Below are 15,902 nucleotides of genomic sequence, written 5' to 3' on the forward strand. Positions count from 1 at the left end.
GATTAGCTTTTCTCTTGTTCCTGAGACTGCGCGCTTTCACTCGGCTTTTCTTCAGAAAACTCATCATCTTGGCTAACACTTTCAATGGTCAAACGGATTTCCGGTGACATCAAGCGGGCCAGAACGGCATACAGTTTTTGTGCATTGGTAACAAAAATATCATTTTCATTATTATCAATGTAGCCTTCTTCTCTGAGGGTATCGACTAATGTCGAGAATACCGCTTTATCAAAGAATTCAGGAGCGTTAATACCATGCAAGACAGAAAGACGTTGCGCAAGGATACGGCTTTCTTTTTCCAACGTATTACGGCTGATTTCAGGGCTCGCGTTGAGTAATGATAATGTGATTGCATAACGTTGCAAGGTTTCACGTACACCAGCGGCTAAAAGCTGTAATGGACGGATACGGCGAGGATTTAACACCACAATATCGTCTTCTCTTAAGCAAATTAGTTTTTGGTTATTCAGTTCATCGATCAGCGTATCTACCGCTTCATGTAGCTCATCACTGTTATAACGCATAAACAGTTCTGCTTTTAAGAACGGATAAATTTGACCGACTTGATAGTGAATATCTTGGCGACTAATGCGCTCATGGTGTAACACAATGCTAGTTATTAGAGATGGTAATACCAATAAATGATGGATATTGTTACGGTAATAGGTCATTAAGACGGCATTTTCACGAGGAAGGATAATAATATCCCCCATGCTGTCTTTTTCGACTTCGAATTTATCCATTTGCAAAGCATGTTCTAACAATTGCTCTGCTGTTTTATTTGGGGTTGTTGCATCTGCGGTGTATGGCACGTTGCGTAATAATTGCAGGTAACATTCGACTTGTTCAATCAGTTGCTCACGAGTGAGCGAGCGTTGACGAGATGCCAGCAATGCGGTCGCACAGAGGTTAATCGCATTGGCTGCGGCTGCATTATTAATATTAACCATAATGTTATCAGCTAACGAACTGACCGTTGGGTTTAACCAGGTCGGCCTTTGTGGTTCGATAGGATCGATAGAGTCGCGCCAATCAGGTACACGCTGATTGAGGTAATGAGGTAAAGAAATAGGTTGACCGAAGTTAACATACCCTTGACCTAAGTTGCGCAATTTACGTAACCCGCGAACCATTGAGAAAAAGCCTTCTTTCTCTTTTTCTGCACCACGAAGTTCTTTGGCGTAAGTTCCTACTTCCATGACATGTTCATACCCAATATAGATAGGAACAATAGTGATAGGGCGTGAGTCACCGCGCAACATCGCTTGCAATGTCATTGAGAGAGTACCTGTCTTCGGTTGTAATAAACGACCGGTACGTGAGCGCCCACCTTCCACAAAGTATTCGATGGAGTAACCACGAGCAAACAGTTCACTTAAATATTCGCGGAAAACAGTCGAATACAGTTTGTTTCCTTTAAACGTTCTGCGAATAAAAAAGGCCCCTAAGCGACGGAAAATTGGCCCTGCTGGCCAGAAATTAAGATTGATCCCCGCTGCGATATGAGGCGGCACTAGCCCTTGATGGTATAGCACATATGAGAGCAGTAAGTAGTCCATATGGCTGCGGTGAGAGGGGACATAAACGATTTCATGGCCGTCTTGTGCGAGTTGGCGAACCCGTTCAGCGTGCTGAACATTGATACCTTGATAAAGGCGGTTCCAAGTCCAACTAAGAACTCTATCGGTTAAACGTACGGCTTCATAAGAGAAATTGGCCGCAATTTCTTCCATCATCCCAACGGCATTTTGCTGGGCTTTTTTGAGTGGGATTTTTTTACTGCGCGCTTCGTCTTCAACGGCTTTTTCAATCGCTTTTGACGTCAATAGCTTATTAAACAGCTCATAACGTGCAGGAAGTTTTGGCCCAACTGCTGCTAAGCGTTGGCGCGAATAGTGAATACGCGCGACACGAGCGAGTTTGTTGGCAATAATAGTGTCTGTACCGTGGTCTTGTGCCATTTTCCCAATTGAGACAATCGGTGATAAACGCACAAAGCTGTCACGCCCTAACCATAAAACTGCAAAGAACTTTTGGATACCGTTTAACAGCTTCAGTGGCGGTGCTGGAGTATGGCCTTCACGCCCAGGTGAACGCCCAAACATCACGGATGCAGGTAGCATTTGAATATCTAGATTTGGATTGTTTTTGTGCAAATCTAAATAAGCATGGAATGTTTTTACTGAATCCTTACGTGGATTCGGTGAATAATAGCGAAAAACACGTGGGCCATCATCGATAAAAACGTAAGCCGGAAGCTTCGTTCCATTGATATCATTGTCGACTAGCGGGTCTGGCAGACCGATAGCTAAGCATTGATGCCGTAGCGTCAGGAGGTCAGACTTCGAATGATAAGGTAATACGTACAGAGTTGGCCTGTTGACATCAAGCTGCAACTCAGTGACGGGATCCGAAGGAATTAGTTTACTTTTTACCAATAATTTAAGTGGCAAATTCAACGTGTTGTAATATATTTTACGCCATAGTGACATAAATGATTATAGCCTCTTGTTAACAATGCTGTGCAATCATACCAGAAATACCTGGTTAGATCTGTTACTGACAATTCACTTTGACCGTAAAAATCGATTATTGTTTGTATTTTTTAAGGAATAAATATGGCGAGTCAAGTTAAGGGGTTCACGCGAGTGATTAAAGCGGCAGGATATTCCCTTAAAGGTTTGAAAGCTGCTTGGGTTAATGAGGCAGCATTTAGGCAGGAATCAGTTGCAGCAATCATCGCAATTTTTATCGCATTTTATTTAGATATCAGCTATATAGATAGGATTTTGTTAGTGAGCTCAGTTGTGCTGGTGGCAATAGTCGAATTATTGAATAGCGCGGTAGAGGCTGTAGTTGATCGTATTGGTAGTGAGTATCATGAACTTTCAGGAAGAGCTAAAGATATTGGTTCTGCTGCAGTATTTGTGAGTATCGGTTTAGCGCTGTTCATTTGGGCGCTGGTATTATGGCAGCGTTATTTTTCTGGTTAAGGTGTTTGGTTACTTAATCGGGCAAAAAGAGAGTAAATCGATAACAAATGCTTAAATTGCGCGATTTAACTGTTTCAAATCTTCATTTACCTGTATATACTCACAGCTTGACTGTATAAACAAACAGGGGAACGGAATGAAAGCACTGACGGCTCGACAACAGCAGGTTTACGATCTGGTGCGAGATCACATTTCGCAGACAGGTATGCCACCTACACGTGCTGAGATAGCAGCAAGCCTTGGTTTTCGTTCGCCTAATGCGGCAGAAGAACATTTAAAGGCCTTAGCACGTAAAGGGGTTATTGAAATCGTTTCAGGCGCATCCCGAGGTATTCGTCTGCTTCTTGAAGAAGAAACCGAAGATCAGGGGTTACCTCTGATTGGGCGTGTTGCCGCTGGCGAACCATTATTAGCGCAGGAACATATTGAGAGCCACTATCAAGTTGACCCGGAGCTGTTTAAACCACATGCAGATTTTTTATTGCGTGTGAATGGGATGTCCATGAAAGATATTGGCATTATGGATGGCGATCTATTAGCTGTGCATAAAACGCAAAATGTACATAACGGGCAAGTTGTTGTCGCTCGTATCGAAGATGAAGTTACGGTTAAACGTTTTAAGCAACAGGGTAACCGCGTTGAATTAATAGCAGAAAACCCAGAATTCGAACCTATTGTTGTTGATTTACGTCAGCAAAACTTCACTATTGAAGGTTTAGCTGTTGGGGTTATCCGTAACAGTGATTGGTATTAATTTCCGCTAGTAGCCAGCTGTCATGGTAGGTTACACCTGGGAATGACTATTGCAGGCAGATTTCATTGCTTTATTTTGAGGTCTGCCTGTTTTGTTTCCTTCCTTATATTTTTTCTCTTCTCTCTTCTCTCTTTTGTATTCATCAAACTATTTAGCAATACAGTAATTTATTTCTTTTTTGATGCTATAGGTTGTTCGTGGTTATGATGACAATGTTCATGATCTTGGCAGCTATTCACTTCGTCACAACTTCTGCATAAGCCATGGTTTTCCACCACGGTATGTCTTAAGCGGAATTGGTGTTCGTCGGCTAAATTAATAATGGCAGCTTCTATTGTTGTACAGTCACTTTCCGTTACGCTTCCGCAATGGTCGCAAATCAACATAACAGAGATATGGCTTGGGTTATCAAAATGATGGCAGACGACATAGCTGTTTGTTGATTCAATTTTATGGATAAAACCTTGCTCCATTAAAAACTCAAGGCCACGATAAACCGTAGGGGGTTTAGCTTGAGGTTCAATTTCACGTAGTAAGTCGAGTAAATCATAAGCGCTGATTGCACCATGTTGTTGTGCTATCAAGCGCAATACCGTTTCTCTTTGTGGTGTCAACCTGACGCCTCTTGACTGGCAAATATGTTCAGCCATCGCAAGAACTTTTTTTTCACTCATCTTTTCCATTTTACTGACCCACCCGTTGAAAAATGCAAATGTTTACTGTTCACAAGTTTATCACAGTTTCTTGAACTATAGAGAATCAAGAAATGAAAGCATTACCATCAAAAAATTTTAACCTTGCTAAGTATTTTTTTGATTAATAAAGAAAGTAAATGAGGGTAATAAAAAATATAAAAAATGATATTTAAAATTAAATAGAGGAAATAGAAACAAATATTAAACAAATGCATGATAAAAGCGCAACGCATTGTGAACAATTAATTGAAATATTCCGTTTCAATTTGATGCAATTTCAATTAAGACTTATCTTAACCTCACTTTCTAATATTCTTTTTGTCGCTTCTTTTCTGTCTTGTTTGGATTTTAATTGCGGCTTTTCTGTTATTGTTTGGTCTTAATGTCTATCTTTGTTGATAAATATAGATTTAAATTCCGACATAAATCTATCTGTAATTTGACATATTTTGAGATATTTGTAAGTGAAAAATGAGGGTTTTATATAAGTTTTTCTAAGTAATAAATTTGAAATGTATATTTTGATAGCGTTTTGATTTTATATTTTGTTGCTTTTGAATTTGCTAGTTATTTATTCTTTGTTAACTCTAATTATGTGTCTGTTTTGACAATAAATATCGGTTATGTAGAATTGACATCAGAAAGTATCGGAAGGCATGTGTAAAAAGTCATTTTCTATTTCTATGTCAATTTTAGCGAATTACCCCTCATGGGAATAATTAATATTGAATAGAAAATAAAGAATTAAAAATTTTAGGTATTTTAAAAATTATAGATGAAAGGGATCTTATTTATATATTCACCTCTAATCTGAATGAAATTAATGATGTTGGATGACTGAAGAATTTCACTGTTAAGTAATCAAAAAAATAAAACTGATTCCTTATCAATAAAAATCAGAAAAGAGGCAGCTACTTCCTACTCATTTAAAGGAAATGTTTATGAAACTGAATAAATTAGCGTTAACTCTGGCTTTAGGTTTAGGTGTTGGAATTTCTGGTGTTGCAGTGGCTGAAGATCCAGTAACGCCACCAACAGTTGAAAGTTCACAAGGTGAAGTCCGCTTCACTGGTTTCATTAACGATGTTCCATGTTCAATTGATGCAAACAACTTAAAACAATTAGTTGAGTTTGGTGAAATTGCATTACATGAACTGACATCTAACCAATATCGTTCAGATAACAGAGATTTCGATATCGTATTGAAAAACTGTTCAACAGAAACGTATAAAAACGCAAAAATCACCTTTACTGGCCAAACTATTAATGGTTTCCAAGGTTTTGCCGGTGACTTACTTGGCTTAGGTGGAAAAGTTAAAAATGCCGGTATTGTAATCACTAATGGTGCTGACAAAGTTGTTGAATTTGGTAAAGCATTCCCAGGTACAGGTGATGGATACGCATTAAATGCTGGTGATGGAAAACAAACTACACTGCACTTCTCTGCATACGTTAAAGGTAACGAAGCAGCGGATGCGAAAGCAACAACAGGTAGCTTTAACACTGTTGCTAACTTCAAAATTATTTACCAATAAGTTCAAGCTTAGTTAAGTAAAAACATGTGGCGTATTCATGACGCCATATGTTTCTACCTTCTTTTTCATTTTTAGTCTGATAGGCGGCATAGTTGAATGAAAAGCATGAAACTCAATTTAATTACAAAATTAATGCTTTTAATATTAACGCCGATGGTTGCATTTTCTGAGGAGGCAGTTGATTTCAATACTGATTTTTTAGAGGCAGACAGCACTGAAAATGTCGATTTTAGTAAGTTTTCTCATGCTAATTATATTCCACCTGGAAATTACTCTTTAGCTATTGCTGTAAATAAAGTCAAAATTTCCATGGAGCAGTCCATTATATTCTTTACGCCTAATTATGATGAAAAAATATCATTAGCTTGCATTACACCTGAGTTATATGGGCAACTAGGATTAAAGCCAGAATGGAGTAATAAAGTAACTTGGTTACTTGATGGAAAATGTTTAGATATTCGCTCTGTACCAGAAATGCGGACTCAAGGTGATCTTGCAAAAAATATTGTCGAAATCAGCATCCCACAAGCTTATATGGAATATGAAGACCCAAATTGGGATCCTCCGTCACGTTGGGATGATGGCATTCTAGGTGCATTTATCGACTACAATGCGACGGGTCGGGTTGTTAAAAAAGAAACGGGTGACAAAGGAACGGATTCAGGTATTACAGCGACAGGGACAATGGGGACAAATATTGGTGCTTGGCGTTTTAGAGGTGATTGGCAAACGCAAAAAGGCCAATTAAATAAAGGCGGCCAATCATGGTCATGGAATCAGTTATATGCGTATCGCGCCATACGTTCTTTAAATTCAAGGTTAACGTTTGGTGAACAATATCTGTCTTCAACGCTATTTGACAGTATTCGTTATATTGGTGCTAGTTTAGAAACCAATGAATCTATGTTACCACCGCGTTTACAAGGTTATGCACCTGAAATTGCGGGGGTTGCCAAAACCAATGCGACCGTCATTGTGAAGCAAGATGGCCGTATTATTTATCAAAAAGAAGTTAGTCCTGGGCCATTTCGTATTCAGGATGTGAACTCTTTTGGTGGCGGTACGTTAGATGTTTCTATTCAAGAACAAGATGGTAGTGTGACTAACTATAAAGTGGAAACATCTCGTTTAGGGACATTGACTCGACCGGGTCAGCTGATTTACCAGTTTGTCGTTGGTAAACCGACTAAAAATGAACATGATACTCAAGGTCCTGCATTTAGTTTGGGCTCCTTATCATGGGGGGTAACTAATAATACAACCGTTTATGGTGGTATGCTTGGTTCATCAGAATATCAAAACATTGCGATTGGTTTAGGGCGTGATTTAGCACCATTTGGCGTATTGTCAGGGAACTTAAGTATCTCTCGTGCTGAAATGGGCAGAACCGAAAATAACCAAACTTTGACGGGTAATTCATATAACGTCACTTATTCCAAACAATTTGATGATATTAACAGCCAAATTACATTCGCAGGCTATCGTTTTTCTGAAAAAAATTATATGAGCATGAGCCAATTTATCGACCGTCGCTATAACGAAAGTACGGTTGATAGTGGTAAAGAGCTTTATACTATTATATTTGGTACTGCATTCCCTGAATATAATACTAATATGTATTTAAATTACTCACATCAAACTTATTGGAATAGGTCATCATCGGATCAATATAATCTAACAGTTTCTAATTATTTTGATTTTGGAAAAATAAAAAATTTAAGTCTTAGCTTAACAGCTTACAAAACAAAATCAGACCAAAATGATGATGACGGAGTTTATCTAAATTTAAATGTACCATTGGATAATAACCAAGCAAGTATTAGTTACTCAGGTTCTTATTCAGGAAATACGAACAGTCATAACGTTAACTATTATGACCGTATAAATGAACGTAGTACTTATTCTATTTCAGCGGGTACATGGGATAAAGACAAGGTAACAACATCAGGTATGTATAACTATGATGGTGATACCGCACAACTTAATTTGAGTGGAACTTATATTCAAGATAATCAATCTACTCTTTCAATGCAGTTGAAAGGGGGACTGACCATGACCCAAGAAGGTGGTGCTTTACACCGTAATACCTCAATCAATGGTGGGTCAAGGATACTGTTAGATACGAGTGGTGTTGCTGATATTCCTGTGCAAACAGGGGTAACGCCGATACGCACGAATCGATATGGTAAAGCCGTTATTACCAGTGTTATGGATTATAACCGCAATAATATTCGAATAGATTTAAATAGAGTGCCAGATAATGCGGAAGCAGTTCAATCGACACAGCATGCGACATTAACGGAAGGGGCTATTGGATACCGGAAGTTTAATGTCATTCAAGGTGAAAAAATATTGGGAACAATTCATCTTGCAAATAATAGTTATCCACCATTTGGTGCATCCGTCAAAAATGAAAATAATGTTGAAGTTGGCATCGTTTCAGATAACGGATTTATTTACTTAGCGGGTATTAACCCATCAGATGTTCTTGAAGTGACTTGGGGAAATAATTCATCTTGTCACATTCAATTACCTGAAAAAATAGAAAGTGGCATGGAACATACAATGTTATTACCATGCAAATAATTATAAATATGTTTTAACGTCAACGGTGAAAATATGAAATTTATAAATAAAGTTCAAATTGTAACAGCGATAAGTCTTTCTTTATTAGCACAATCGGCTTATTCAGCGATTGCACTAGATAGAACTCGTATTATTTATAATGAACAAGACAAAACTGTCGGTATGGGACTGACTAACGAACATTTAACTAGCCCGTATTTAGCTCAGGCATGGATAGAAAATGACAAAGATGAAAAAGTAAATTCACCTTTTATTGTGACTCCTCCGGTGCATCGTATTGAAGCTAATTCAAAAAGCCAAATTAAAATACAGGCAATCCCTGCAGTAGCGCAGTTACCTAAAGATAGGGAAAGTGTTTACTACTTAAATGTGAGAGAGATTCCACCTCGTAGTGAGAAAGTGAATGTATTGCAAATTGCATTACAGACAAAAATTAAGCTTTTTTACCGCCCAGCAGCAATTGTAATTAAAGATAGAATGGAAGTGATCCCTCAAGAAAATGATATGAAAATTCTTAAACAGGGGGCGAATTATATTGTGAAAAACCCGTCACCTTACTTTTTATCCATTACAAAACTGAAAAAAGGCAATACTGAAGTTCAAAATTTTGAACCTGTAATGGTTGCTCCATTTAGTGAAGCGGGTTTAGGCAAAGTTACTGGAGATTTAGGTTCATCTCCAACTTTGGTTTATCTCAATGACTTCGGTGGAACTATGGATTTGAAATTTAGCTGTCAGTCAGCTGAATGCTCAGTGCTGCCAAGAAAATAAGGTTTGACGCCATGATGTCTATTAAAACATTAACAAAGGTATTTGTGTTATTGCTCACTTTACAGATATCGAGTGTATTTGGTTTTTCAGGATTCCTATACATTGATATTAAAGGAGAAGTACTATCAAAGCCTTGTTCAATTAATAATGGGCAAACAATAGAAATTGATTTTGGCGATGTATTAACAACACGTGTCCAAGATGAGGTTTATAAAGCACCCATTGACTACACGGTGACGTGTAAAGATGGCGTCCAACCTAAACTGAACATTTTTATTGAGGGAATATCGGCAAGTTTTGATCAGCGCTTATTAAAAACGGATATTGATAACCTTGCGGTGTTATTTAAAGCAGACACCAGCGATTTCCCGCTGAAAAAGAAACTTGCTTTTAACTTTGCAAATCCATTGAAATTGTATGCCGTATTAGTGAAAAAAAGCGGTACAGATTTACCCGCAAAAAGTTTTACGGCAAATGCAACGTTGAAAGTGGTGTATCAATAAGGGGCTGAGATGTGAAGACTGTTAATAACATAATCGGTTTGGTGTTCCTCAGTGCCATTTTATCTTTTACATCAACCGCAAAAGACTATGAAACAGGGATTAATATTAAAGGTAATTTAATTACACCACCGCCTTGTCATATTGATGATGGTAAAGATATTGAAGTTGATTTTGGTAATGTATCAATAAAATCAATCCAAGGTAATGACCAAAAAAGGCAAGTTAATTACCAGATCCAATGTGGTGAAAATAAAAATAACTGGTCTATGTATCTGATGTTAGATGGAATAAAAAGTGATTTTGATATAAATGGGTTAAATACTGGAGTTAATAATCTAGCAGTAAAATTTCAGCTTGCGGATACCGAATTGGAGTTAGGTAAGAAATACCTTATTAACCCTAGCTCTCCCGGTGTACTTTGGGCCGTATTAGTCAGGAATGGCGATAATGAACTAAAGACGGGTGATTTTATTGCTAATGGCACCATGGTTGTGGAGTATCAATAATGAAAAATACGACCTCACTATTAATAGGGACACTGTTTACTTTGATAAGTACGGCATTTTTAAGTAGCAATATTGTCTTTGCCGCTAAAAATAATGTCAAAGTGAAAGGGACACTGGTGAATTCACCTTGTGTTGTTCTGCCGGAAAATAAAATGATGGAAGTAGATTTTGGCGATATTCGGTTATTAGATATTTACGACCCGACTTACGAGTTGCCTCGCAGAGAGTTAACGTTGGTATTATCTAATTGCGACTTAACTATTGCGAAAAAAATGAAAGTGAAGTTTACCGGAGCTGAACATAGGCAAATGTCAGGATATTTGGCATTAACAGATACGGAACACAACCCTGGATTAGGGATTGGCATTGAGCTAGCTAGCGGTGAAGAAATTAAAGTGAATAAGTTTTCTTCGCTAGTACCAATCATTCAAGCTGGGAAAAATGAACTTAAATTTAATACTTTTCTCAAGGCAACCCCTGAAGCAATCAACAATAAACAAATTAAAACAGGGCAGATTGCTGCAATAGCCACTTTTTTATTTGAGTACGAGTAATTTCATTCTCAGAACCTTATCCGGTACTGATATCAAAACATTAAAATGAATATAAAGAGATATAAAATGGGAAAACGAATTCAGCAATTATTATTAGCCATACCATTTTTGTTCTTTGGTTTGGGAAGTTATGGTTCAACCTATTTTTCGTATGTGGAAGAAGTCGAATCACTATCGAAGCATGAAAATATTTATCATTTTGTTATCGAATATTGGAAAGAAAACTCACCTTATGAAGGTAACCCATGTCAATCCGTACTTGGCAGTAAAGGGGCAAAACGGTGTTATTTTACGATTAATCACCTACATTCAGGGAAAGAGACTGGGGGGATAGCTTCTCGTGCAGATTGGTCGTGTGATGTCAATTTTGCAACTTACACGACAATGGCCGCAATTATCAGAGATGCCAATGCGATTTGTGGCCTTTCTTTTCCTCGAACAGGGAGTAGTCAACATAGTGGAGCAATCACAACGGATGAATGTGTAGGGATCTTTCTAGCTACATCAAAAGGAGCTCAAGGTAAAATGTTACCAGGCGGAATTTGCGGGATAGCGCCTCCTCCAGCAGGAAAATGTTACTTTACTTCTCCGACTGGTAATGCGAATTCTCTCGAATTAGATCACGGTCCTTTAAATGCGGATGAGCTCAATGGCGATGTAGAGACGGGGTTATTTTATATTCAATGTAATAAAGATATGAGTGTGAAGGTTTCTTCAAACTTGCAGCAAGATAATGTTTATCTGCGTCCGAATGGAGAATTGCAGTCCCATGTTACATTAAATAATCAGTCGGCAGCAAAAGGGGTGGTTCAGTCAGTAAGAGCAAATCAAGTATGGCCTGTGCAGGTGGCGTCAACCTTAAAAACTAATGGCGCTGTTGCACCGGGGAAATTTAGTGGTCGCATTACCCTCGTTTTAACTATTCCATGATTTAAATAGATATTTGGATTCGTCATTTCCCATGTTGACGGTTTTGCCTACTTAAACGTAATTGTTGGTAGGCTTTTTTTTATTGAACTTGGCAAGTAAAAGCGGAATAGGATTCATCTTTGATAATATAAATATTGTCTTCCATTTTAGTAATGTTGACATAATATTTTATTTTGTCTTCTTCTAATTGAATAAAGTTAGAAAATAATTTCTCTGGTATATTATCTGAATTGGTTACAGATGATGAAGTAAAGGTGACGGCATAGTTACCTTTATGGTCAACATCTTGATAATCAAAGTAAAGAGCTCTATCTAGTCGGTAAATCTGACTATTATCTTTTAAGTAACCATACATATTCATTCGCCCTTGTTGGCGTGCAGAAAGTTGGACATTAACTTTTGATTTTAAACTCAGGCCATCTTGAGTATTATTATCTTTAATCCATAATATTTCGGAATGGCAAATTTGGACATCATGGCTACTTTTTTTGATCATCAGTGATGCAGTTGATGCAGTTGCAATTAAAAACAGTGAAGTTAAAATATATTTTTTCATTTAAATCCTCTGATCATTGATTGAGATACAATCAAATTTTTTATTGATTTCTTTGCAAATACTAATAGATATGTTTTTGTCGATAGAGTAGGATTTATTTAAATCCGATAAAAGAATAATTCTTTTTGGCTCATCACATGGGATGTTGTATTTATTCAGCTTTTTATTTACGGTAGCAATATTATCGCTGGAAATTTTACCGACCATATCAACCGGTGTTTGTATTACACAGTTTTCATTTGTACTTACAGTCAGATAATTATTGATTGGATTTGGATTATCCATTGGGTGCTGAATAAATAAATAGATTAAATAACATATTGTAAACGTTGAAATAGCTAGGAATAATATCTTTAAGGGTTTTTTACCACTTTTTTCTATTACCTCATCCTTCCGGTGTTGAAGCGATAAGGCTTCATTAATATCCATATTATAAATATGGTTATTTTTCGTTTCATCAATAGGGGATGATGGTTCATCAATAGTAGTGATGAGCGGGGGCTGGGTCGTTAATTGGCTATCAATTGGCTGAGGGAAATATTCTGGGTTTTCAATATAATCATATTTATCATTGAGATAAATAACATCTTCCTTCACATTACTATCTTCAGTTTCTATATTTTCATGTATAGATATATGATTATCGAGTCGAAAGCCTTTTTTAGGTACGGTAACGATCGATTTAGGGTCGATACCAATTTGTTCAAGTTTTTTTCTTATTTCACTAATATAAGTATTTAAATTATTATTAGAACCAACCAGCCCATATTCCTCCCATACACTAGTTAAGAGTTCATCTCGCGTTGCAATTCCTTTTTTTAAATTTAATAAAATGATTTCATTGAATAACCTTGCCGCAGGCTTAGATAATTCAATATTTTGATTTCGATCATATTTTAGGTATATTAAACTTGTTTTCTGCTCGAAAATATATTTTTCATCAATAGTATAATCATGCATTTCGATCATAAATACTGTTTGCTCTCTCTAATTAAAATGACTAATAGGAAATTTAAATTAAGGGAATTAATTTTGGATAAAGTATGTTGTTTTGACTTTTATTATTATGCTTATAGTCTAAATACGGAATCAATTAACTGCAAGTATTGTGAGGTGAGCTTTTTTGTAATGAATTAGCAAATTTATTGAATTGACAGCTTAAATGTTATTAAAAACTATTTAATGGTATATTTAAAGCCTTAAAGGTGGTGAGTTAATCACATTTGTAGTTAAAAAGATATAATAATCTATATAAATCAGTTCATGTAGAAATACATTTTTTTATAGGAAATATCTTAAGTGTTATTACTTAATTATTTCAATGTTAACTAATTTAAGTCTATATAATAAATATTAGGCAAAGAACTTAATTCTCTGCCTAATATATTAATGATTAATATTTATATTCAATACCTAGCCAATAGTTACGGCCTTCTTCAATATAGCCATTAGTATATTCATATGATTTATCGAATAAGTTGTTCACTGAGGTGTTAACAGAAACACCTTGGCCAAAATCATAATCTAAGCGCAGGTCAGTTTTAGCATAGCCACGTACTTTGCTATCGGTATCAACATAGTTGAAGGCCCAACTTCTGGCTTCTTCTGTTACTGTGATACTGAATGGCTCATAAGGGGTAAATTTCACCCAAGCAAAGGCTTTATGAGTCGGTAATTCGGTGACGTGTTTTACACTGTAATGTTTTGGATCCGCATGAATATAGCCGTAGCTTAAACCGGCTTCCATCCAATCCGTAATTTGACCCGTGGTGCCTAAATCAATGCCAAAGTAATCGACTTTTCCGCTATTACGATTTTCGAGTATATAGCCTCCATTCTTATTCGTGCCAACACGATGCGCCATAATGGCATCAGAGACATGGTTATAATAGAGACTTGAAGTATATGACCAAGTGGGTGAGATATGTCCCTTGTAAGTCAAATCATAGGTAAGTGCCCGTTCTGTATCGATATGTGGGTTAATGACGAAAGTGTCGTCACTTTTCATTTTTTCTTTGGTATAGCGCTCTTTTTGCGTTGGGAAACGACTTCTTTCTGATATCGAAAATTGTACTGTATCTTCATTTTCTAAGTGGTAGCGAGCCATCACTTCCCAGTTGAAGGCATGTTGGCTGTTACCATCGTATTTCTCAAAATCCCCTGATTTATAGTCATAGCGTTTGCCGTCAGCACTCTTGCGCCAGTCATAGCCGATACCCCCGATAATATCAAGGTTATCCATGGCAACCCATTGATATTCTGTAGCAATAGAATAGGTATTGTCTTTATAACGGTCGAATGGGACATCTCTTTTTGCACGTGCACGGTGAACATCTTCTTTCCAGTGGGCAGCAAATGACAGCATATCTAATTCACGCACGGTGAAGTCAACACGCATATCAGCCCCGTTGCTGTAGTCGTCATAACGGCTGTAGTTATAGATACCTTTTTCATAATCTTTGATAGACTTATATTGATGAAGGGTATTCTTAAATGTGTCGTGGTACAGACGGCTCTGTAACGCGATATCATTGGTTATTTGGGTTGTGCCATTGAAATAAAAACTTTCTTTGTCATAGGCTGGCCATTGCCATATTTGAGGCTTGGTATTTGTCACACTCGGGGGGCTATTTTTATCTCCATCTTGTTTGAGATAGGTAATGACATATTCGTCGGCTTCACGAGGTGTCCAGCCCACTTTCACCATCATGCGCTTGTCGTCAGTAGCTGAATTCGGGCGACGGCCATTATTTCCTGCTAATGGATTGTTATTTTCAGACCCCGGTATTCCCATAAAACGTTGTTTATATTGGCTGCCACTCACTTGGATAAAGCCTAGATCATTACGTCCACCTAAGCGCGCACTGATATTGTGGGCATTATCGGCACCGCGAGCAAAACCTTGATTCAAACTAATATTGGCTTCAAAGGGTTTTTTAGGCGTGGCGGTGGTTAGGTTAATAGCTCCGCCCATTAGGTTTGGGCCTTGTAATAGAGAGGTATAGCCAGTCGATAACTCAACACTGGCCAGCTCGCTAGTCATAAAGCGCCCGAGGTCTAATGTGCCGTCGTAAGGTACGTAGGTTGGAATACCATCAAAGAAAATAGGCACTTGGCGGCTATCAAAACCACGTACATTGACTTGGGTTTCATTGCGGTTACCTGACTTTTGAATGGAAACTCCTGGCATTGTGCTCAGCGCCTGTGCGACGTTGGTTTTATTCAACTGTTTCATTTGACTCTCTGTGATGATGTTTGCATCAGCCGCAAGCGGGGTACTCCAAACGGATATTACATCGGTATTTTTTTCGGTGTTAGGTGAGGCGGCGTATCCTTGTGCTGTGAATAAAGCCATCCCGACTAAATAGGTAATTTGTTTTATTTTCATTATCTCTTTCCAGTTTCATAAATAACGATATATTATTTTTTATATAACGATGTGCGTCATTAACCATAAGTGGATACAGCCTACGGGGTAGGCTGTTTTTGCAAATGGTTTTTTTGACGCTAACTTCTTTG

The 15,902-nt window shown here is 37.5% G+C and carries 14 protein-coding genes; 9 read left to right on the plus strand and 5 right to left on the minus strand.

The window, feature by feature from the left end; genetic code table 11:
- Positions 1-2: 2 nt before the first annotated feature.
- On the minus strand, positions 3-2,492 hold the full coding sequence (plsB, locus tag PR800_RS06190) for a glycerol-3-phosphate 1-O-acyltransferase PlsB (protein WP_102140222.1): 2,490 nt from the start codon (positions 2,490-2,492) through the stop codon (positions 3-5).
- A gap of 126 nt (positions 2,493-2,618) precedes the next feature.
- Here plsB and PR800_RS06195 point away from each other — a divergent pair, with 126 nt between their 5' ends.
- Together PR800_RS06195 and lexA are read left to right on the plus strand one after the other, a co-directional pair.
- Positions 2,619-2,993: a diacylglycerol kinase gene (locus PR800_RS06195; protein ID WP_102140223.1), complete on the plus strand. Its 375-nt coding sequence runs from the start codon at positions 2,619-2,621 to the stop codon at positions 2,991-2,993.
- A gap of 136 nt (positions 2,994-3,129) precedes the next feature.
- Complete coding sequence (gene lexA, locus PR800_RS06200) at positions 3,130-3,747, plus strand: transcriptional repressor LexA (protein WP_004915217.1); 618 nt, start codon at positions 3,130-3,132, stop codon at positions 3,745-3,747.
- 167 nt (positions 3,748-3,914) lie between these two features.
- On the opposite strand, the gene zur is transcribed toward lexA, so the two are convergent.
- Positions 3,915-4,430: a zinc uptake transcriptional repressor Zur gene (gene zur, locus PR800_RS06205; protein ID WP_102140224.1), complete on the minus strand. Its 516-nt coding sequence runs from the start codon at positions 4,428-4,430 to the stop codon at positions 3,915-3,917.
- A 953-nt stretch (positions 4,431-5,383) separates the two neighbouring features.
- Here zur and PR800_RS06210 point away from each other — a divergent pair.
- The 7 genes from PR800_RS06210 to PR800_RS06240 all read left to right on the plus strand — a co-directional run bounded on the left by PR800_RS06210 (position 5,384) and on the right by PR800_RS06240 (position 11,827).
- Positions 5,384-5,977 (plus strand): fimbrial protein, encoded by a 594-nt coding sequence (locus PR800_RS06210; RefSeq protein WP_102140225.1) that lies wholly within the window; start codon positions 5,384-5,386, stop codon positions 5,975-5,977.
- Between the two features lie 96 nt (positions 5,978-6,073).
- Positions 6,074-8,563, plus strand: coding sequence for a fimbria/pilus outer membrane usher protein (locus tag PR800_RS06215; protein WP_272530397.1), 2,490 nt, complete (start codon positions 6,074-6,076; stop codon positions 8,561-8,563).
- A gap of 33 nt (positions 8,564-8,596) precedes the next feature.
- Positions 8,597-9,334 (plus strand): fimbria/pilus periplasmic chaperone, encoded by a 738-nt coding sequence (locus PR800_RS06220; protein ID WP_195698113.1) that lies wholly within the window; start codon positions 8,597-8,599, stop codon positions 9,332-9,334.
- Between the two features lie 11 nt (positions 9,335-9,345).
- A complete protein-coding gene (locus tag PR800_RS06225) occupies positions 9,346-9,837 on the plus strand; it encodes a fimbrial protein (RefSeq protein ID WP_102140228.1) in 492 nt (163 codons plus the stop codon).
- 11 nt (positions 9,838-9,848) lie between these two features.
- A complete protein-coding gene (locus PR800_RS06230; RefSeq protein ID WP_102140229.1) occupies positions 9,849-10,343 on the plus strand; it encodes a fimbrial protein in 495 nt (164 codons plus the stop codon).
- Positions 10,343-10,897 carry a fimbrial protein gene (locus PR800_RS06235; protein WP_102140230.1) on the plus strand — a complete coding sequence of 185 codons (555 nt, stop codon included), beginning with the start codon at positions 10,343-10,345 and terminating at the stop codon, positions 10,895-10,897. The genes PR800_RS06230 and PR800_RS06235 overlap by 1 nt, the downstream gene beginning before the upstream one ends.
- Before the next feature lie 66 nt (positions 10,898-10,963).
- Positions 10,964-11,827, plus strand: coding sequence for an MrpH family fimbial adhesin (locus tag PR800_RS06240; protein ID WP_102140231.1), 864 nt, complete (start codon positions 10,964-10,966; stop codon positions 11,825-11,827).
- A gap of 79 nt (positions 11,828-11,906) precedes the next feature.
- Here PR800_RS06240 and PR800_RS06245 read toward each other — a convergent pair whose 3' ends face one another.
- The 3 genes from PR800_RS06245 to PR800_RS06255 all read right to left on the minus strand — a co-directional run bounded on the left by PR800_RS06245 (position 11,907) and on the right by PR800_RS06255 (position 15,771).
- Positions 11,907-12,383 (minus strand): FidL-like protein, encoded by a 477-nt coding sequence (locus tag PR800_RS06245; protein WP_210844374.1) that lies wholly within the window; start codon positions 12,381-12,383, stop codon positions 11,907-11,909.
- Positions 12,384-13,352, minus strand: coding sequence for a winged helix-turn-helix domain-containing protein (locus PR800_RS06250; protein ID WP_210844375.1), 969 nt, complete (start codon positions 13,350-13,352; stop codon positions 12,384-12,386).
- Positions 13,353-13,776: 424 nt separating this feature from the next.
- Entirely contained in the window at positions 13,777-15,771 is a 1,995-nt protein-coding gene (locus tag PR800_RS06255; RefSeq protein WP_272530400.1) for a TonB-dependent receptor plug domain-containing protein, read from the minus strand.
- Positions 15,772-15,902: the final 131 nt, after the last annotated feature.

The sequence above is a fragment of the Providencia sp. PROV205 genome, from assembly GCF_028479505.1.
Taxonomy (GTDB): Bacteria; Pseudomonadota; Gammaproteobacteria; order Enterobacterales; family Enterobacteriaceae; genus Providencia; species Providencia huaxiensis.

Excerpts from the sequence above, each read along its gene's own strand:
- plsB (WP_102140222.1), bottom strand. The coding sequence starts at position 2,492 with ATGTCACTATGGCGTAAAATATATTACAACACGTTGAATTTGCCACTT.
- PR800_RS06195 (WP_102140223.1), top strand. The coding sequence starts at position 2,619 with ATGGCGAGTCAAGTTAAGGGGTTCACGCGAGTGATTAAAGCGGCAGGA.
- lexA (WP_004915217.1), top strand. The coding sequence starts at position 3,130 with ATGAAAGCACTGACGGCTCGACAACAGCAGGTTTACGATCTGGTGCGA.
- zur (WP_102140224.1), bottom strand. The coding sequence starts at position 4,430 with ATGGAAAAGATGAGTGAAAAAAAAGTTCTTGCGATGGCTGAACATATT.
- PR800_RS06210 (WP_102140225.1), top strand. The coding sequence starts at position 5,384 with ATGAAACTGAATAAATTAGCGTTAACTCTGGCTTTAGGTTTAGGTGTT.
- PR800_RS06215 (WP_272530397.1), top strand. The coding sequence starts at position 6,074 with ATGAAAAGCATGAAACTCAATTTAATTACAAAATTAATGCTTTTAATA.
- PR800_RS06220 (WP_195698113.1), top strand. The coding sequence starts at position 8,597 with ATGAAATTTATAAATAAAGTTCAAATTGTAACAGCGATAAGTCTTTCT.
- PR800_RS06225 (WP_102140228.1), top strand. The coding sequence starts at position 9,346 with ATGATGTCTATTAAAACATTAACAAAGGTATTTGTGTTATTGCTCACT.
- PR800_RS06235 (WP_102140230.1), top strand. The coding sequence starts at position 10,343 with ATGAAAAATACGACCTCACTATTAATAGGGACACTGTTTACTTTGATA.
- PR800_RS06240 (WP_102140231.1), top strand. The coding sequence starts at position 10,964 with ATGGGAAAACGAATTCAGCAATTATTATTAGCCATACCATTTTTGTTC.
- PR800_RS06245 (WP_210844374.1), bottom strand. The coding sequence starts at position 12,383 with ATGAAAAAATATATTTTAACTTCACTGTTTTTAATTGCAACTGCATCA.
- PR800_RS06250 (WP_210844375.1), bottom strand. The coding sequence starts at position 13,352 with ATGATCGAAATGCATGATTATACTATTGATGAAAAATATATTTTCGAG.
- PR800_RS06255 (WP_272530400.1), bottom strand. The coding sequence starts at position 15,771 with ATGAAAATAAAACAAATTACCTATTTAGTCGGGATGGCTTTATTCACA.